Origin of the sequence: Kitasatospora sp. NPDC097605, from assembly GCF_040302725.1 — a bacterium.
Taxonomy (GTDB): Bacteria; Actinomycetota; Actinomycetes; order Streptomycetales; family Streptomycetaceae; genus Kitasatospora.
The window spans coordinates 22,980-40,226 of record NZ_JBEOSF010000010.1; the positions used below are offsets into that span (position 1 = coordinate 22,980).

General features: G+C 75.7%; 16 protein-coding genes. 5 read left to right on the forward strand and 11 right to left on the reverse strand.

What is annotated here, in order from left to right; translation table 11 throughout:
- Positions 1 to 14: 14 nt before the first annotated feature.
- The 5 genes from ABTX81_RS13850 to ABTX81_RS13870 form a co-directional block, all read right to left on the reverse strand.
- Positions 15 to 770 (reverse strand): SDR family NAD(P)-dependent oxidoreductase, encoded by a 756-nt coding sequence (locus ABTX81_RS13850; RefSeq protein WP_350544220.1) that lies wholly within the window; start codon positions 768 to 770, stop codon positions 15 to 17.
- A 227-nt stretch (positions 771 to 997) separates the two neighbouring features.
- A complete protein-coding gene (locus ABTX81_RS13855) occupies positions 998 to 1,756 on the reverse strand; it encodes a transglycosylase family protein (RefSeq protein WP_350544222.1) in 759 nt (252 codons plus the stop codon).
- 607 nt (positions 1,757 to 2,363) lie between these two features.
- Positions 2,364 to 3,032, reverse strand: a complete 669-nt coding sequence (locus tag ABTX81_RS13860; RefSeq protein WP_350544223.1) for a response regulator — start codon at positions 3,030 to 3,032, stop codon at positions 2,364 to 2,366.
- Positions 3,033 to 3,117: 85 nt separating this feature from the next.
- Complete coding sequence (locus tag ABTX81_RS13865) at positions 3,118 to 4,884, reverse strand: sensor histidine kinase (protein ID WP_350544226.1); 1,767 nt, start codon at positions 4,882 to 4,884, stop codon at positions 3,118 to 3,120.
- A gap of 95 nt (positions 4,885 to 4,979) precedes the next feature.
- Positions 4,980 to 7,514 carry a SpoIIE family protein phosphatase gene (locus ABTX81_RS13870; RefSeq protein WP_350544228.1) on the reverse strand — a complete coding sequence of 845 codons (2,535 nt, stop codon included), beginning with the start codon at positions 7,512 to 7,514 and terminating at the stop codon, positions 4,980 to 4,982.
- A gap of 93 nt (positions 7,515 to 7,607) precedes the next feature.
- On the opposite strand from ABTX81_RS13870, the gene ABTX81_RS13875 reads away from it, so the two are divergent.
- From ABTX81_RS13875 to ABTX81_RS13885, 3 genes are all read left to right on the forward strand, one after another.
- On the forward strand, positions 7,608 to 7,946 hold the full coding sequence (locus ABTX81_RS13875) for a DUF4326 domain-containing protein (RefSeq protein WP_350544230.1): 339 nt from the start codon (positions 7,608 to 7,610) through the stop codon (positions 7,944 to 7,946).
- A gap of 103 nt (positions 7,947 to 8,049) precedes the next feature.
- Positions 8,050 to 9,351, forward strand: a complete 1,302-nt coding sequence (locus ABTX81_RS13880) for an outer membrane protein assembly factor BamB family protein (protein WP_350544232.1) — start codon at positions 8,050 to 8,052, stop codon at positions 9,349 to 9,351.
- A gap of 61 nt (positions 9,352 to 9,412) precedes the next feature.
- Positions 9,413 to 10,048, forward strand: a complete 636-nt coding sequence (locus ABTX81_RS13885) for a nucleoside/nucleotide kinase family protein (RefSeq protein ID WP_350544234.1) — start codon at positions 9,413 to 9,415, stop codon at positions 10,046 to 10,048.
- A 31-nt stretch (positions 10,049 to 10,079) separates the two neighbouring features.
- Here the strand turns inward: ABTX81_RS13885 and ABTX81_RS13890 are convergent, their stop codons facing one another.
- From ABTX81_RS13890 to ABTX81_RS13910, 5 genes are all read right to left on the reverse strand, one after another.
- Entirely contained in the window at positions 10,080 to 10,919 is an 840-nt protein-coding gene (locus tag ABTX81_RS13890; RefSeq protein WP_350544236.1) for a DNA-formamidopyrimidine glycosylase family protein, read from the reverse strand.
- Positions 10,920 to 10,977: 58 nt separating this feature from the next.
- The gene (locus ABTX81_RS13895) at positions 10,978 to 11,451 is read right to left on the reverse strand and encodes a universal stress protein (RefSeq protein WP_350544238.1); all 474 of its coding nucleotides are present in this window, start codon (positions 11,449 to 11,451) and stop codon (positions 10,978 to 10,980) included.
- Positions 11,452 to 11,623: 172 nt separating this feature from the next.
- On the reverse strand, positions 11,624 to 12,631 hold the full coding sequence (locus tag ABTX81_RS13900) for a zinc metalloprotease (protein ID WP_350544240.1): 1,008 nt from the start codon (positions 12,629 to 12,631) through the stop codon (positions 11,624 to 11,626).
- 305 nt (positions 12,632 to 12,936) lie between these two features.
- Positions 12,937 to 13,629: a P-loop nucleotide/nucleoside kinase family protein gene (locus ABTX81_RS13905; protein ID WP_350544242.1), complete on the reverse strand. Its 693-nt coding sequence runs from the start codon at positions 13,627 to 13,629 to the stop codon at positions 12,937 to 12,939.
- 200 nt (positions 13,630 to 13,829) lie between these two features.
- Positions 13,830 to 14,756 carry an LLM class F420-dependent oxidoreductase gene (locus ABTX81_RS13910; RefSeq protein WP_350544244.1) on the reverse strand — a complete coding sequence of 309 codons (927 nt, stop codon included), beginning with the start codon at positions 14,754 to 14,756 and terminating at the stop codon, positions 13,830 to 13,832.
- Positions 14,757 to 14,933: 177 nt separating this feature from the next.
- Between ABTX81_RS13910 and ABTX81_RS13915 the strand changes: the two genes are divergently transcribed.
- On the forward strand, positions 14,934 to 15,296 hold the full coding sequence (locus ABTX81_RS13915) for a DUF6401 family natural product biosynthesis protein (RefSeq protein WP_350544246.1): 363 nt from the start codon (positions 14,934 to 14,936) through the stop codon (positions 15,294 to 15,296).
- Between the two features lie 15 nt (positions 15,297 to 15,311).
- Here ABTX81_RS13915 and ABTX81_RS13920 read toward each other — a convergent pair whose 3' ends face one another.
- Complete coding sequence (locus ABTX81_RS13920) at positions 15,312 to 16,121, reverse strand: mechanosensitive ion channel family protein (protein WP_350544248.1); 810 nt, start codon at positions 16,119 to 16,121, stop codon at positions 15,312 to 15,314.
- A 205-nt stretch (positions 16,122 to 16,326) separates the two neighbouring features.
- Between ABTX81_RS13920 and ABTX81_RS13925 the strand changes: the two genes are divergently transcribed.
- Complete coding sequence (locus ABTX81_RS13925) at positions 16,327 to 17,103, forward strand: alpha/beta hydrolase (RefSeq protein ID WP_350544250.1); 777 nt, start codon at positions 16,327 to 16,329, stop codon at positions 17,101 to 17,103.
- Positions 17,104 to 17,247 lie beyond the last annotated feature (144 nt).

The following is a 17,247-nucleotide window of genomic DNA, read 5'->3' on the forward strand; positions in this document are numbered from 1 at the left end:
ACGGCGTGCCGGGGTCAGACGGCGAAGCCACCGTCCACGGCGATCTCGGCGCCGGTGATGTAGCGGCCCTCGGGGCCGGCCAGGTGCGCGACGGTGGCGGCGACGTCGTCCGGCCGGCCGAAGCCGCCGAGCGCGGTGAAGCCGGACTGGAAGTCGGCCGACGGGCCGTCCGCCGGGTTCATGTCGGTGTCGATCGGGCCGGGGTGGATCACATTGACGGTGATCCCGCGCGGGCCCAGCTCGCGGGCCAGCGCCTTGGTGAGCCCGATCACCGCCGCCTTGCTGGTCCCGTAGAGGCTGCCGCCGGGGAAGGCGGCCCGCTGGGCCATGCAGCTGCCGATGGTCACGATCCGGCCGCCCCCGGTCAGGTGGGCGACGGCGGCCTGGGCGTACAGGTACGGCGCCCGGACGTTGACCTCCAGCACCCGGTCGACGTCGGCCAGGCCGGTCTCCTCGATCGGGCCGATGTAGCCCGCCCCGGCGTTGTTGACCAGGATGTCGAGCCGCCCGTACCGCTCGGCGACCGCCTCGACGGCGGCCCGCACCTCCTCCGGGTCCGCGCTGTCGGCCCGGACCGCCCAGCCGCGGCGGCCCATCGCGGTGATCTTGGCCGCGACCGCCTCGGCCCGTTCGGCGCTGCCCAGGTAGGTCACCACCACATCGGCGCCGTCCTCGGCGAGCCGCAGCGCCACGGCCGCCCCGATGCCCCGGCTGCCGCCGGTCACCAGCGCCACCTTGCCGTCGAGCTTCGCGAGCGTGGTCGTCGTCATATCGTCAGAACTCCTCGGGTCGTTCGCGGACATGACTCGATCCTCGGCCCGCGCGGCCCGCGGGTCCGGCGGTATTCGGACGTCGCGTTCAACCTTCAACTACCGCCTCGACACGCCGTCCGGCCTCCCGCGACACGCCGCACGGCCACCCCCCGGGGGCGGGGGTGGCCGTGCGGGCCCCCGGGCAGGGGGTGCCGGGGAGTGCGGATGGCGCCACGGAGCCGGCGTCAGAAGGACAGGGTCTGGCCCGGGAAGATCAGGTTCGGGTTGGTGCCGATCGCCTTGATGTTCCTGGCGTGCAGCGCGGCCGGGCTGAGGCCGAACTTGGCCGCGATGCCGCTCAGCGTGTCACCGCTCTTGACGGTGTAACCGCCGGCAGCGGCGTTCTTGCCGGGCGCGGCGGGCTTGGCGGCGCCCTGGGGCGGGGTCTGGGCCGGGGCGGCCGGCGCCTTGCGGGGCGTCGCCTTCTGGCCCTGGCCGGGGTCCTTGGCCGGGGCCTGCTTCGCCGGCTGCTGCTTCGCCGGCTGCGGCGCGGGGGCGGGCTCGTCGGCGACGGCCGCCGGCGCGCCGCCCCGGCTGAGGCCCGCCTTCGCCGAGCAGACCGGCCAGGCGCCCGGCCCCTGCTTGGCGAGGACCTTCTCGGCGACGGCGATCTGCTGCGCCCGGCTGGCCTGGTGGGCCTGCGGGGCGTACGCGGTGCCGCCGTACGCCTTCCAGGTGGAGGGGTTGAACTGGAGCCCACCGTAGTACCCGTTCCCGGTGCTGATGCTCCAGTTGCCGCCGCTCTCGCACTGGGCGACGGTGTCCCAGGAGGAGGCGGGGGCGGCGGAGGCCGAGGTGGCCGTGACGAGGCCGGCCACCGGCAGCGCCACGACGGCGCCCGCCACGACAGCCAGCCGGACCCGGTTGCGCTTGGCAATGCCGTTGGTGCCGGTGGTGGAGCTGTCGACGGTGGTGGAAGCGGCGGTCTCGTGACGGGGATCCATGGAAGTCCTCTCGACAAGCCCCGGGCAGGGCACGCGGAACCGGACCCCTGCCGGGGCCGGCTGTCGCTCCCTCACTCGACGGGCGGCCGGGCACGTGTCCGACGTGCCGTGCCGCCGCAGCCACCCTCCGCTCGCCGACGGCCTGTCCGAGCCGGTCGCGTCGACGGGCACCGCCCTCGCGCCGGTGGTCAGTCGGCGGACGGTGCGTCGGGGGTGATCCCGGGTGGTGCTCGTTGCACCGCCAATGAAGCTAAGGGCGGCCGCCGGGCCGCATCAAGCAATTCTTGGACGCCGCAGGTCAGTTGACCGTTACCGGCGGTATCGATCATGTAATCGACCGGGAAACGACCGGCTTTGGCCGCATTTCCCGGCCCAAACGGTCGATTTCCGTGCCCTCACTCACACCCGATCGACCGGGATCACACCCCCGTCGTCGACAAATCGCTACGGCCACCTGACGCGCCGTCACCGGGTGAATCGGAGTTCCCGATTCCATCCGCCGTCCGTGTGGTGTTCACCACTCCCACTACCGAGCGTCACCAAAAAATCGCTCAGCGCATGGCACACGACCCGTCCGCGCACGGAGCGAACGGGCCGTCAAAGCGCCTCAGCGGGCGCCGTCCAGCCCCGCGTCCCGGGCCAGCAGCGCTGCCTGCACCCGGTTGTCGCACCCCAGCTTGGCCAGGATCCGGCTGACGTACGTCTTCACCGTCGCCTCGCTCATGTGGATCCGGGCGCCGGCGTCCGCGTTGGACAGACCCTCCCCGAGCAGGGCCAGGACCTCCAGCTCGCGCTCGGTCAGCACCTCCAGGCGCCGCCGGGCGTCCGCCCCGCGCGCCGCGGCCGGCCCGGACCGCCCGCCGGCCAGCGAGTCCACGATGTGCCGGGTCGCGGCGGGCGACAGGAACGCGTGCCCGGTGGCGGCCGCCCGGACGGCCTGGATCAGCTCCCCCGGCGCGGTGTCCTTCAGGAGGAAGCCCGCGCCACCGTCGCTCACGGCGCGCAACACGTTCTCGCGCTCCCCGAAGGTGGTGAGGATCAGCGCCCGCGCGCCGGGGGCGGCCCTCGGCAGCTCGGCGAGCGCCGTCAGCCCGTCCATCACCGGCATCTGGATGTCCAGCAGGACGACGTCCACCCGGTGCGCGCGGGCCAGCTCCAGCGCCTGCCGGCCGTCGGCGGCCTCCGCCACCACGTCGATGTCGTCGGCGGAGGACAGGATCATCCTGATCCCGGCCCGGATGAGCGGCTCGTCATCGGCGACGAGGACTCGGATCACTGCTGGTCATCCCCTTGTACTGGTCCTGACGGTGTGGCAGCGGACCGGCCGGTGCCGCCGGGGACCATCCTCACACCCCCGTGGATCACTGCTTCGCCTGGTACAGCTGCTTGTCGACCAGCACCCCGTCCTTGAAGCAGAACCGGATCACGGTGTCCTCGTCCCAGCTGCCGCCCGCCTGGTCGTCGGAGAGGAAGTAGTGGCAGACCGACCCGGCCGGCGGGGTGGGGCCGGTGCCCCGCAGGCTCTGGGTGAAGAAGTCACTGCCGGGCGGCAGCAGCCGCTTCACCTCCTCCTCCGGGGTGCCGAGCCGCACCTCCTCGTACACCGCCCGCCGCATCGTGGAGTCCTGGGCGGAGCGGATGACCCCGACGACGCCCCAGACCAGCAGGCCGACGAGGACCAGCAGCACCGCGACGCCACCGATCGCGCAGCCGATCGCCGGACTCCGCCGCCGCGCCGGCGCGGGGCCGGCCGGCGGTACGCCGTCGAGCGCCCACCCGGGCGCCCCCTCCGCGCCCCACGCCCCTTCCGCGCCCGACGCGCCGTCCACGCCGGCGGCCGCGGCCGCGCTCCCGGCGCCCGCCCCGGACTCCACGCCCTGGTAGGGCAGCACCGCCGCCAGCCGGAACCCGGCCTCGGCCGTCGGCCCGGCGTGCACCATGCCGCCGACCAGCCGGGCCCGCTCGCGCAGACCGGTCAGCCCCTGGCCGCCGCTGACCGCCGCCACCGCGCCACCGGGGCGCACCCCCACCGGCTCGGGCGCCGCCGGATTCACCACCTCGACCACCAGCGCGTCCGGCTCGTACCGGAGCGCGACCGTGATCGGCGCGCCGGGGGCGTGCTTGTGCGCATTGGTGAGCGCTTCCTGAACGACCCGGTACGCCGCGTGACCGGCGGACGCGCTCAGCGCGCGGCGCTCGCCGTCCCGGGCCAGCGACACCACCGTGCCCGCCGCCCGCGAGGAGGCGACCAGCCCGTCGATCCCGTCCACCCCGCCCGTCCCGGCGCCCCCGGCCCCGGCCCCCGCCGCCGGCGAGCCGCCCGCCGGCGCACCCGCGCCGGCCCCCGGCGCGGACGGCGCCGCCGTCGACTCGTCGTGCAGCACCCCGACCACCTCGCGCAGCTCGCGCATCGCCGCGACCGCCGCCAGCCGCAGCACCCCGACCGCCTCGCGCTGCCGGTCGGTGAGGGTCCGGTCGACCTCCAGCGCCCCCGTGTGCACCGAGATCAGGGCCAGCTGGTGGCCCAGGCTGTCGTGCATGTCCTGGGCGATCCGGTGCCGCTCGCGCAGCCGCGCCTGGTGCGCGACCATCGCGCGCTCGCGCATCAGCTGCTCGTTGCGCTCGCGCAGCGCGTCCAGCAGCGCCCGGCGCTGCGCCCGGTAGCGGCCCCAGAGCGCCGGCAGCACCGCGAGCAGCAGGAAGCCGCCCAGCGAGAACCCGATGATGAGCTTCGGCGGCACCTGCGCCGCGTCCTTCACCACCCCGATGAGCGTCATCAGCACCCAGCCGCCGGTGAAGGAGCCGGCCAGCACGGCGACCCGGCGCACCCGGGCCCCGGCCGACCAGCCGGCGCAGATCAGCAGCGGCAGCGGTCCGCCGCCGAAGCCGGCGGCCACCGCGGTGAGCACCAGCACGGTCGCGGGCAGGCCGCGGCGCAGCAGGAAGAGGACGGCCACCAGCGGGCCCATCGGCAGCGCCAGGCCGGTGTGGCTGGCCACCTCGATCAGCGCGCCGAGCCCGCCGAGCAGCAGCGCTCCCGCCACCTCGCGGAGCACCGTCCCGACCCGCCAGGGTCCGGGCAGCGCCGTCCGTACCGCCTTCGACCAGGCTCTTGCTATGACGTCCACCCGTCGAGGCTAACGAAACGGCCGGGCCGGGCACCGCCACCGTTCGTCGCGGCCGGGGCCGACGAAAGTCGCTCCCGCGCCGCACCGGCGCCGGCTCACCGGTAGGCGGTGAGCATCAGCGCGATGTCGTCCACCCGGTGCGTCGAGCCGAGCTCGTGCAGCACCCGCTCGGCCAGCCCGTCCGGTCCCTCGGCCGCCAGCCACCCGGCGTCCGGGCCGGCGAGGGCGGCGCACAATCGCTCCACCCCCTCGTCGATGGCCGCCGACGGGTCCTCGACCAGGCCGTCCGTGTAGAGCGCGAGCACCGAGCCGGGCTCCAGGGTCAGCGGGCTGACCGGGTACGCGGCCGCCTCGTCCACGCCGAGCAGCGGACCGCCCGGCACCTCCAGCGCCTCCGCCCGCCCGTCGGGGCGGCGCAGCACCGGTGGCACATGGCCGGCCCGGACGACCAGCGCGGTGCCCTCGCCGGGGGTGAGCCGGACCAGGCAGCAGCTGGCGAGCAGCCCGGGGTCGAGGTCGAGCAGCAGCTGGTTGGTGCGGGCCAGCACCTCGTGCGGCGGGTGGCCGCCGGTGGCGAAGGCGCGCACGGCGCTGCGCAGCTGGCCCATGGTGGCGGCGGCGCTCACGCTGTGGCCCTCGACGTCGCCGATCACCAGGCAGAGGTCACGGCCGGTGACGATGGCGTCGTACCAGTCGCCGCCGATCTCCATGCCCCGCGTGCCGGGCAGGTAGCGGGCCGCGATCCGGACCCCCTCCAGGCGCGGCAGCCGGTGCGGGAGCAGCGCCTGCTGGAGGCCGCGGGCCAGGGTGAACTCGGCGTCGTACAGCCGGGCGCGCTCCAGCGCCTGGGCGATGAAGCCGGCCAGCGCGGTGAGCAGGCCGCGTTCCTCCACGGTGAAGACCCGGGGCCGGTCGAAGCCGAGGATGCAGCTGCCGACCGAGTGGCCGGAGGCCATCAGCGGCAGGAACGCCCACGCCCCCATGTCGTCCAGGGTGAGCTCGGGGTAGGCGGCGGCCAGTTCGTCGACGGACTCGAAGAAGATCGGGGCGGCGCTGCTGATGGTCTCCGCGCCGGGGACCCGGGCGCCGACCGGGATGCCCTCGAAGCGGTCGAGGAAGCCGTCGGGGTAGCCGTCCTGCGAGACCAGGTGCAGCCGCTTGTCGCGCACCGCGTAGATGGCGAGCTCCTGCCCGCCGAGCGCCGGCAGGATCTCGTCGGCCACCGCCCGGAACACCTCGCGGGCGGTGACCGCCTCGCTCAGCGCGCTGGCCAGCTGGAGCAGGTGGTACATGACGCCGAGACCGGTCCAGGTGCCGGGCGGGGCGGGTTCGGCGGGCGGCGCGGGCGCGTCCGGCGGCGGGTCGGCGGCGACCACCCGGCCGGTGACGCCGTGCGCGTCAGGGTAGAGCGAGAACGCCAGCCAGTTGTCCGGCGGGCGCAGCGCGAGGAACGCGGTGGGCCGCTGGGAGAGCAGCGCGGCCCGGTAGCGGTTCTCGTACACCGGGTCGGAGAGCCAGGACAGCACCTGCCACGGGTGGTGGCCGACCAGGTCCTCGCGGCGGGCCTGGAGCAGCAGCTCGACGCTGTGGTTGGCGTAGGTGATCCGGCCGTCGGGGTCGAGCGAGAAGACGCCGTCGCGCAGGCGTTCCACGGCGGCGGCCGCGGCGGTGCCGGTCCGGGTGTCGAGGACGGCGCCGACCAGCCGGCCCCACTGCGCCGGGCGGCCGTGCGGCACCCGGGCCCACAGCTCGACGGGATAGGGGTGGCCGTCGCGGTCCAGCACCCGCAGCCGGGCGGCGAGCACCCGGTCCCCGTCGAGGGCGACCCGCACGGCGGCCCGGAACTCGGGCAGGTCGCCGGGGGCGATCCGGGCGGACAGGGTGTCGGCGCGGCCGTCGAAGTCGCCGGGGGCGAGGCCGAAGATCTCGCAGAACTGGTCGTCGGCGGTCACCGTGCCGGCCAGCACGTCCCACTCGAACAGACCCACCCGGGTGGTCGGCGCGGACGGCGGGGTGAGTTCCACGACCGTGGTCTCGCCGTTCGGCTCCACCGGGTGGCCGGCCTCCTCCAGCCCGGCGAGTCCGCCGGCCAGCCGGTCGGCCACCGCCCGCAGGTGGCGGCGCGCGCCCTCGGGCACGCCGTCGCCGGAGGCCGGCCAGAGCACGCCCAGCACCCCGTAGGTCTCCCCGCCGGCCCGGACCGGGACCCAGGCGGAGGCGAAGTCGTACGGCAGGCCGAGGGCGAGCTGCGGGAAGCGGCGCATGGTGTCCTCGGTGTCGGCGAGCAGCACCGTGCGGCCGGTGCGGTAGCCGACCGCGACCGGCAGCGGCCCGGCGGCGGCGATCCGGCGGAACGGGGCGAGGACCGACAGCGGCACGCCCGCGACGGCGCACAGGACGAGCGAGCGGCGGTCGCGGGAGCGCAGGTGGAGGGTCGCGCCGTGCGCGTCGGTGCCGCCGAGCACGGTGCGCACGGCGGAGGTCAGCAGGGCCTCCCGGTCGCGGACCGCCTGCTCCTCGGGGGGCAGCGCGGCGTGCTCGCGCGGGCGGTGCGGATCGGGTCGCACCGCCCGGGCACCGCCGCCGCTCGGTCGCGGACCGGGCGGGTCCGCCGGCACACCCTCGCGCATCTTCTCTTGCTACGCCGGGCCCCAGGGGCTGTCAAGGCGAGCCCCGCCCGTCCCGAGGTGCCCGCCGGCCCCGGCTGCGCCACCATCGACCCCATGACGCCCCGCGCCTCCGGCCCCGGTCCGACGACCGTGGTCAATCTGAAGGGCCACCGCGACGACCCCGCGTTCGCCGACGTGGTCTACGTCGGCCGGGCGATGCACCGGGGCGGCTGGCACCTCGCCGAGTCCCCGCTGCACTGCCCCTACCGTCCGGGCCCGGACCTCTCGCGCGAGCGGATGCTGGTCGAGTACCGCCGGTACCTCCTCGACCGCCCGGAACTGCTCGCGCTCGTCCCCGGCCTGCGCGGCCGCCGCCTCGGCTGCTGGTGCGCCCCGCTCCCCTGCCATGCCGACGTCCTCGCCGAGCTCGCCGACCACGGCCTGCCCGACTGAACCCGCCCGCCCGCCGGCGACCGCGGGACGGGGCGCCGGCTTGGGTATCCTCCCTGGACAGCGCAGCTCACCGGGCTGCCCCGGGGGAGACGAGTAGCAGCGTATGGGGTCCACACCGTCCGATCGTCCGGCGGGCGAGGCGTCCTGGCAGTGGGACGGGGACGACCCGGGCGGTGCCGGCGGCGCGCCCGCCGACGTGGTGAGCGGGGGCGCGGACGGGGACGGCCGCGGGCCGTGGCCGACCCGGCGCCGGCTGCTGACCGGGGCGGGGGTGCTGGCGGCGGGTGCCGCCGTCTGGGCGGTGTCGCGCTCCCTCGGCGGTTCGGAGCCCGCGCCGCCGAAGCCGCAGCCGCTGCCGACCCGGGTCACCGGCCCGGAGCCCAGCTGGGTCTACCGGGGTCCCGAGCCGATGACGCCGGGCCGGCTGAACGGCCGGCTGTTCGCACCCGTCTACATCACCCGAAGCGGCGTACGGGTACTCGACCCGGAGACCGGGACGGTGACCGGGACCGTCGAGGAGGCCCCTCCGAAGGGTCTCCCGGACGACTCCCCGCTGGTCGTCGGCGCGGGCCGGCTGTTCACCGTCTCACCGGGCCATGTCGACGCCCGGACGCTGGTGGGCCCCACCGCCGGCTGGAGCCTGCCGCTGCCGCCGGAGCTGGGCGAGCTGATCACCCTGTACGGCTGCGACGGCAGCCGGGTGTACGGCTCGGTCGCCGCCCGGGGCGTGCTGCGCCGCAACCTGTTCGCGATGGACGCCACCGGCAGGGGCCTGCTCTGGTCCCGCCCGGCCGCCGAGCGCGGCGAGCTGTCGGTCGCCGTGATCGACACCGGCGCCGGCCGGCTGCTCGCCTGGGACGCCGACCCGGCCACCGGAGTCTCGCTGCTGGACGGTGCCACCGGCCGCCCGCTCTGGTCCACGGAGAACAGCGGCACCGCCTGGTCCGGCTACGACCAGCGGCACGTCTACCTCCCGTCCGGCTCGGGCGGCGTGCGGGCGCTGGGCTCCCAGGACGGCGCGCCGCGCTGGTCGGTGCTCCCCCGGTCCGGCGAGCAGTGGCGCGCGCTGCCCCCGGTGAGCGACGACTTCCGGGTGTACGTGCTGCGCGACAGCGGCCTGGTCACCGCCCACGCGGCGGACGGCGGCGAGCAGGTCTGGCAGCTCCAGCTGCCGTTCCGGCTGGACCGGCGCTGCCGCCCGCTGCTGACCAGCACCACCCTGGTGGTGCCGGGCCCGGCCGACCAGGGCGTGCACCTCGTCGAGACGGAGTCCGGCCGGCTGTTCAGGAGCTTCGCCGACTCCGGCCCCGGGATCGACGTCTGGTCGGTGGCCAGCGACGGCGCCCGGCTGTTCGCGGGCCACGACGGCACGCTCTACTGTCTGGGCGCGCTGCCCGTGCCGTGAACGTCCGGGGCGTTCGACGACGAGCGCCGTCCCACCCGTCCGCCGACCGCAGGATGACGCCGTGCCGATTCGCCCGATCTCGCCCGACCGCCTCGTCGAGCTGCTCGCCGACCGGATCACCGCGCTGCCCGGGGCCGGCGAACGGTGGCTGCGGGTCGCCGTGGACGGCGCGGCGGCCGCCGGCCCCGGGGTGCTCGCGGACGCCCTGGTCGAGCCGTTGCGGCTGCGCGGCCTCCCGACGCTGCGGGTCCCGGCCGCGGGGTTCCTGCGCCCGGCCTCGGTCCGGCTGGAGTACGGCCGGCACGACGCGGACGCCTTCCACGACCTCTGGCTCGACGACGGCGCGCTGCTGCGCGAGGTGCTGGACCCGCTGGAGCCGGGCGGCACCGGCCGGGTGCTGCCGTCGCTCCGGGACCCGGTGACCGACCGCGCCACCCGCGCGCCGTACACCGTGCTGGCACCCGGCGGGGTGCTGCTGCTGGACGGCGCGCTGCTGCTCGGCCGGTGGCTGCCGCTGGAACTGACGGTGCACCTGGCGCTCTCCCCCGCGGCGCTGGCCCGGCGGACCGCGCCGCAGGAGCGGTGGACGCTGCCCGCGTTCGCCCGCTACGACGCGGAGACCGTACCGACGGAGGCGGCCGACGTCACCGTCCGCCTCGACGACCCGCGCCACCCGGCCCTGGTCGAACCCTCCTGACCGCCGTTCCCCGGAGATGCCCGAACGGTCCTCAGAGCCGGCGCCGCCCGGGCAGCCCGCGCGGTCCCGGGCGGACCGCCGGCGCCGGGCCGCGCTGGCAGGACGGGCACCAGTACGCGGGCCGTTCCTGCGGCGCCGTGCCGTGGTCCGCCGTCAGCACCGTGGCGCCGCAGCGCGCGCAGGGCCGCCCGGCCCGGCCGTAGACCCACTGCTGGTGGCCGTGCCGGGTGTCGCCGGTGGTGATGTGGCCGGAGCGCAGCCGGTTGGCGTCGAGGAGCTGGTGGGCGCGGGCGACCAGGCGGTCGGCGCTGGCCAGTTCGCCGACCGGCGTCCAGGGGGTGACGCCGGCGAGGTAGCAGAGCTCGTTGGCGTACACATTGCCGATGCCGGCCAGGTTGCGCTGGTCGAGCAGCGCCTCGGCGACCGGCCGGCCGGGATGGGCGAGCAGCCGGCGGACGGCCTCGGCCGGGTCCCAGTCGGGCCCGAGCAGATCGGGTCCGAGGTGGCCGACGGCGCGCTGCTCGTCGGTGGTGCGCAGCAGTTCGACGACGGGCAGCCGGTAGCCGACGGCGGTGCCGTGCTCGGTGCCGAGGACGGCGCGGATCTGGTGCGCCGGCGCGCCGGTCCAGCGCTCGCCGGGGCGGAAGACCATCCAGCGGCCGTCCATCCGCAGATGGGTGTGCAGGGTGAGGCCGCCTTCGAGGCGGGTGAGCAGGTGCTTGCCGCGCGGGACGACCTCCAGCACCCGGCGTCCGGCGAGGTCGGCGGTGGCGTGGGCGGGCACCCGCAGTTCGCCGGTGGTCAGCACCTGCCCGGCGAGGGCCGCGTGCAGGCGGGCCGCCGCGCGGTAGACGGAGTCACCTTCTGGCATGCCTCCATCCTCCCCCCGCGCGGCGGTCCCCCGCAGCCGAGCCTTCACGGCACGTCGGTCACGACGCGTCGCCGGTGCCCTCGTCGCCGGCCACCCCGTGGCGGACCACGACGACCGGGCAGGGGGCGTGCTCGGTGAGGTGGCGGCTGACCGAGCCGAGCAGGGCGCCGGTGAAACCGCCGAGGCCGCGGCTGCCGACCACGACCAGCGCCGCGCCGCGCGCAGCCTCCAGCAGGGCCTGGGCGGCGTTGCCGGGGACCACCGACTCGGTGATCCCCACGTCGGGCCGGGCGCCGACGATCCTGGCGACGGTGTCGGAGAGGGTCTTGCCGGCCAGCTCCTCGGGGTTGAACTCGGGGGCGGGCACGCTCGCCCCGGCCCAGCCGTAGAACGCCGGGTACTCCCAGGCGGCGACGGTGTGGACGGTGCCACCGGTCAGCCGGGCGTAGTCGACCGCCCAGCGCAGCGCCTGTTCCGAGGCGGGCGAGCCGTCCACACCGACGACGATCCTGGGGTTCGCGCTGTTGGCCATGCCGCTGCTCCTTGCTCGACGTGCTCCCTTGCCCTCCAAACTTAGATCAACAGGGACATTTGTCCGCCAATTGCCGCGCCGATCGGTTCGTACACCTCTGAAACTGGTACTGGCGGGTGCGCGGCATCCTCGCCACGCACCCGCCAGGGCTCAGGTTCCGACCCGGTGGCCGTCAGGCCCGGTAGGCGGCCCAGGAGTTGGACATCCGGGCGACCTGCCCGGGGGTGAACTGCGTCATGCAGGAGTCGTAGGTGTAGTCCATGAAGTTGTGGATCGGGTCCACCCCGGGAGAGGTGCAGGTGTCCCGGCCGGCCGGGCACTGGTAGGCGGCGCTCGCCTCGGCCGGGGTGTCGGCGACGTAGTCGCCCTGGCCGGTGCAGCCGCCCTGGAAGGTGTGGTAGAGCCCGAGCCAGTGGCCGACCTCGTGGGTGGCGGTGTCGCCCTCGTTGTAGTTGGTGGCCGAGCCGCCGGGGAACGAGGCGTCCAGGATGACCACGCCGTCGTTGGTCGGGTTGGACCGGTAGGAGCTCGGGAAGGTCGCCCAGCCGAGCAGCGACTGGCCGAGCTTGGCGCTGTAGAGGTTGAGGGCGTTGGCGGCGCCCTTGCGCAGCGCGGTCTTCATCGCCTTCTCGGCGCTGGAGCCCGGAGCCACGCCGTTGTACCAGGTGGCGTTGTCGGTGTAGTCGGTGGAGACCAGCTGGAAGCGGAACTGGCTCGCGGTGTTGCCCGTGCCCTGGCCGCTGTACGCGGCGTTGAGGATGTCGATCTGCCGGGCGATGGTGGTGGCCGACAGCTTGCCGGTGGTGCCGGAGTGCACGACGTGCATGTACACCGGGATGGTCGTGGTGGCGGCCAGCGTGCCGGGCGCGACCAGCGCGCCGCCCTGCGCGGAGTGCCCCAGCTGGGTGAGCCTCGCCTGCAGGTCCGCGTCCATGGCCTTGGCCTGGGTGTCGGTGACGGCGTTGGGCTCCTGGGCGTTGGGGCTGCCGGCGGGCTTGCGGGCCGAGGCGTCCTGGGAGGTGTCGCCGGCGCAGGCGACGGACGGGGCCTGGGCCGGGGCGCCGGCCGCGGTGAGCGCGGTGGGGGCCGCGAACTGGGTGAGGCCGAGGGCGGCGACGACTGCGGCCGCACCGAGGAACTTGTTGGTGGCACGCGAGGGGACACGGGCGGAACGACGCATCTGCGCTCCTGTGGGGTGGTGGGGGACAGCGGCTGAGGGGGGCCGCCGAGCCACAGGCTACGCAGAGTCGCGTGTACGCGTCAGATGGGTTCCGGCCTGGAACTTCTGACGACAAATCGGACATAATCCGGAAGTTTGAGCGGTCTGACCTCGCCGCACATGGAGCATTTCCCGTCGCGCGCGTGCGCACAGTACCGGCCCCGGCCTGTCCGAAACGTGACACCCCGTCTGCCCCGCGCAGCGGTGCGGCGGCCGGCGGGAAGGACGAACGGGGTGAACCGGGCGCCCGAACCGCCTCGCCGAGATTACGACGCCACGAAGACGATCTCCCGCAGGGCACGCGCACCGGCCCGGTCGAGTACCACGGCCGACGCACATCCGGCGGGCGGGCACCCCGTGCCGGCCAGCCGCCGGTGCAGCCGCCGGGCGGCGTCCCGGTGCCGGGCGAAGGCGTACGCGGAGACGCCCTGCCCGCGGGCGCGCTGGCCGTCGCGGGCCTCCTCGGCGGTGGCGTCCAGCAGGACCAGGTGCACCCGGCGCCCCTGCCGCGCGGCCACCCGGACCAGCCACTGCCGCACATGGGGCACCGCCCCGCAGTCGTGCACGGCGAGCGGCCCGCCGGCCAGCACCGCGCGCCGCAGCCGCCGGTAGTGCGCGATCCGCACCAGCGGGCGGTACACCGCGTACGGCAGCCAGGACGGCATCCGGGCCGCGTACTCCTCGCGGACCGTCTGGGAGTCGATCAGCGGGGCGCGCACGCAGCGGCGCATCAGCGTGCTCTTGCCGCTGCCCGGCAGCCCGGAGACCACCAGCAGGTCGCCCGCCGGGTAGTGCAGCGCGGCCGGCCGGACCCGGCCGGGCCGGGTGTGCCGGAGGTCCTGCAGGCCGCGCGGGCGCAGCGCACCGGCGGCCGGCTCCGCCGCGACGTCCGGGCAGCCGGCCCGGGGCGTCCGGACCGTCCGGCCGAGGACCGTCCTGGAGACCTGCGTGTCCACCATCGAAACCCCCTGCCTCCCCGCCGGCCCGGGCTCTCCCGGACCCGCCCCCCGAAGAGTCCTTTCCCTTCAAGAGAGAGTAAAGACTAATGGTCACAACGGGTCCGGGCCGAGCCTTTTACCGCCCCAGGTACGTCACAGAAGCGCACCGGGACCGTTACAGGGGCCGCCCCCCCCCCGGATGACCGGGCGCACGGGGCGGCTCAGCCGAGCTGCGGGGCGATCCGGGAGGCGATCAGCTCCAGGTGGTCGAGGTCGTCCAGGTCCAGCACCTGGAGGTAGATCCGCTGGGAGCCGGCGGCGGCGTACCGGCCGATCTTCTCCACCACCTCGTCCGGGGTGCCGGCCAGGCCGGTGGCCTTCAGCACGTCGACCTCGCGGCCGATCGCGGCGGCCCGGCGGGCCACCTCGGCGTCGTCCCGGCCGGCGCAGACCACCAGGGCGGCGGAGTAGACGAGGTCGTCGGCCCGGCGGCCGTGCCGCTCGGCCGCCTCGCGGACCCGGCCGAACTGGGCGGCGGTGTCCTCGACGGATTCGAAGGGCAGGTTGAACTCGTCGGCGAAGCGGGCGGCCAGGGCCGGGGTGCGGGTCGGGCCCCGGCCGCCGACCAGCACCGGGATCCTCGCCTGGGCCGGCTTGGGCAGCGCCGGCGACTCGCTCAGCCGGTAGTACGTCCCCTCGAAGTCGAAGGTCTCGCCCAGCGCGGTGCTCCAGAGACCGGTGATGATCTCCAGCTGCTCCTCCAGCCGCCCGAACCTCTCCTTCGGGAAGGGGATGCCGTAGGCGGTGTGCTCCTGCTCGAACCAGCCCGCGCCGAGGCCGAACTCGATCCGGCCGCCGCTCATCGCGTCGACCTGGGCGACCTGGATGGCGAGCACACCGGGCAGCCGGAAGGTGGCGGCGCTCATCAGGGTGCCGAGGCGGATGGTGCTGGTCTCGCGGGCGAGGCCGGCCAGGGTGATCCAGGCGTCGGTCGGGCCGGGCAGGCCGCTCAGCCCGCCCATCCGGAGGTAGTGGTCGGAGCGGAAGAAGGCGCTGAAGGCCCCCAGCTCCTCGGCGGCCCGGGCCACCCGCAGGAGGGTGTCGTAGCTCGCGCCCCGCTGAGGCTCGGTGAAGATGCGCAGATCCATGCCGGCCATTCTGGTGCGGACCACCCGCCGCCCGCCCGGATTCCGCCGAACCGGTACCGGCCGGACGGCGGCGGCCGGCCGAGGACGACGGGCCGGCGCCGGCGGCGTGGCCAAGGTCTCAGCCCGGAACCGCCCCGCGCGGCCGGAGCCGCGCCCGCTCTCGCCTACCGTGGACGGATGTTCGCCACGCCCGACGAGTCCGACCGGGGCTCCCCCGACCCGCACAGCCGGCCGGCCGGCTGCCCGCTGCCGGGGATCGTCGCCGCCTTCACGCCCCGGCTCGCCGAGTTCGCCTTCGAGCCCGGCTTCACCGCGGCCGTCGACCAGCACGCCGCCGAGCTGCGCGAACTGCTGTACGCGCAGGGACCGGAGCTGCTGCCCCGGCCCCTGGACCGTGCGGAGTTGTCCGACTACGCGCTGGGCTTCCTCGACGCGCTCGCCGAGATCGGCTGGCGCGAACCGGTCGGGTACGACTACGCGGTGCACCGGCTGACCGCGATCTGCTGGCTGGTCCGGCAGGACGGCCTGCTCGCGGCCTGACCGGCGTCCGGCGGGTCAGCCCGGTTGCTCGCCCGGCCGGCCCGGGTCGATGCCCGGCGCCGGCGGCGCGGCCTGGGTGGCCGGCCGGGCCGGCTGGTTGGCCAGCGCGTCCGAGCGGCCCGCCTGGTAGGCGCCGCCGCGCAGCTTGGCGGTCTCCTGCTCGGCGCTGGAGAGCCAGCGCTCCCAGCGCTGGCGCATCGGGATGATCAGGCCGCCGCCGACGCCGACGATCAGCACGCCCGCGATCGAGGCCAGCACCGCGACCAGCACCGGTCCGGTGATCGCGGTGGCGATCCCGGCCTGCCCGAGCGCCGCGATCACACCCAGCAGGACGATGAACGCCCAGGCGACGGTGGCCACCGTCCGCCCGTACGCCGCCCCGGCCAGCGCGCTGCGCACGATGTCGCGCACGGCGTTGGCGATGGCCATCGCGACGACCACGATGACGACCGCGACGATGCCCCTCGGCAGCCAGGCGACGATCCCATTGATCATCACACTGATCGGGTTCGGGCCGAAGACGCCGAAGGCCAGTTGGAGGGCCATCAGCAGGATCGCGTAATAGACGATCTTGGCGACGATCCCGGTCAGGTCGTACTTCGAGCCCTCCAGGTGCCGGGCGATCCCGGACCGCTCGGCGACCCGCTCGGACCCGACCCGGCGCAGCACCCGGTCGAGCAGCCGGGCGATGGCCTTGGCCACGAACCAACCGATGACCAGGATCGCCAGGAAGGCGATGAACTGGGGAATGAACTTGGCGACCTTCGACCAGGCTTCGGTGAAGCCGGAGCCGAAGTCGACGGACAGGGCGAGCTGCTGGGCCACGGGAGTCCTCCACTCGGCGACACCGCGCCGGGCGGCGCGGGCCCCCCTCCCTTCGTGGATAGCAGCGGCGCCCGGGGCCCGCACGCCCCGGCCGCCGGTCGTGGCCTTCCCGGGTGAACCTCTCCGGCCGCCGGGGCTCCCCGCCGAGCGCGCCCGGCACGTACAGTGGCGGTCCGGACGGACGGCAGGCGGGGAGCGGAACGACGTGAGCGACAACCGTACGGGCGGCGGCCACCGGGCGCTGGTCTGGCACGGAGCCCCGGAGCGGCCGGGCGCCGCGGTGCTGGTCCTGCACGGCGGCCAGGAGCACGGCCTCGCCAGGCCGGGTCCGCTCAACCTGCCCGGCCTGCGGATGAGCGGCTTCGTGCGGGCGCTGCGCCGCGAGACCGCGGGCGCGGGTGTGGCGATCGGCACCGTCCGCTACCGCCACCGGGGCTGGAACGGCGAGCGGGCCGACGCCGCCCGGGACGCCGTCGCCGCGCTCGACGACCTCGCCGAGGAGCTCGGCCCGGTGCCGACCGTCCTGGTCGGCCACTCGATGGGCGGCCGGGCCGCCCTGCACGCGGCCGGCCACCCCACGGTCACCGGTGTCGTCGCGCTCGCCCCCTGGTGCCCGTCCGACGACCCGTGCGAGCAGCTGGCCGGCCGGGACGTCCTGATGCTGCACGGCGACCTCGACCGGATCACCTCCCCCGCCGACACCCGCGCCTTCGCCGCCCGTGGCCGCGCGGCGGGCGCCCGGGTCTGCGGCTACACCGTCGCCGGCACCGGCCACACCCTGATGCGCCGGATCGGCGACTGGCACCGCGCCACCGCCCGGCTCTCCGCCGGCCTGCTCGGACTGCGCGACCTGCCCCCGGAGACCGCCGCCGCGCTCGCCCTCCCCGCCGCCTCCGGCGACTGCCTCGGCCTTCCCCTCCCGGCCCACCCCCGCACCGCCCCGCCCCGGGTCCCGGCCCGCCCCCTGCCCACCGACGCCTGAACGGGTCCGCGCCGGCCGACGGATGCCGCCCGGCGCGGTGCCGTGGTGGTGCTCGGGATGGCCGCGTACCGGTCAGCGGCCGGTGCCGCCGAGGCCGGCCGGGGGCGGGTGGGCGACATGGTGGTCCGTTCCTTTGCTGGAGGT

Coding starts and splice junctions, on each gene's coding strand:
- ABTX81_RS13850 (WP_350544220.1), bottom strand. CDS start 770: ATGACGACGACCACGCTCGCGAAGCTCGACGGCAAGGTGGCGCTGGTG.
- ABTX81_RS13855 (WP_350544222.1), bottom strand. CDS start 1,756: ATGGATCCCCGTCACGAGACCGCCGCTTCCACCACCGTCGACAGCTCC.
- ABTX81_RS13870 (WP_350544228.1), bottom strand. CDS start 7,514: ATGCGCGAGGGTGTGCCGGCGGACCCGCCCGGTCCGCGACCGAGCGGC.
- ABTX81_RS13875 (WP_350544230.1), top strand. CDS start 7,608: ATGACGCCCCGCGCCTCCGGCCCCGGTCCGACGACCGTGGTCAATCTG.
- ABTX81_RS13880 (WP_350544232.1), top strand. CDS start 8,050: ATGGGGTCCACACCGTCCGATCGTCCGGCGGGCGAGGCGTCCTGGCAG.
- ABTX81_RS13890 (WP_350544236.1), bottom strand. CDS start 10,919: ATGCCAGAAGGTGACTCCGTCTACCGCGCGGCGGCCCGCCTGCACGCG.
- ABTX81_RS13895 (WP_350544238.1), bottom strand. CDS start 11,451: ATGGCCAACAGCGCGAACCCCAGGATCGTCGTCGGTGTGGACGGCTCG.
- ABTX81_RS13900 (WP_350544240.1), bottom strand. CDS start 12,631: ATGCGTCGTTCCGCCCGTGTCCCCTCGCGTGCCACCAACAAGTTCCTC.
- ABTX81_RS13905 (WP_350544242.1), bottom strand. CDS start 13,629: ATGGTGGACACGCAGGTCTCCAGGACGGTCCTCGGCCGGACGGTCCGG.
- ABTX81_RS13910 (WP_350544244.1), bottom strand. CDS start 14,756: ATGGATCTGCGCATCTTCACCGAGCCTCAGCGGGGCGCGAGCTACGAC.
- ABTX81_RS13915 (WP_350544246.1), top strand. CDS start 14,934: ATGTTCGCCACGCCCGACGAGTCCGACCGGGGCTCCCCCGACCCGCAC.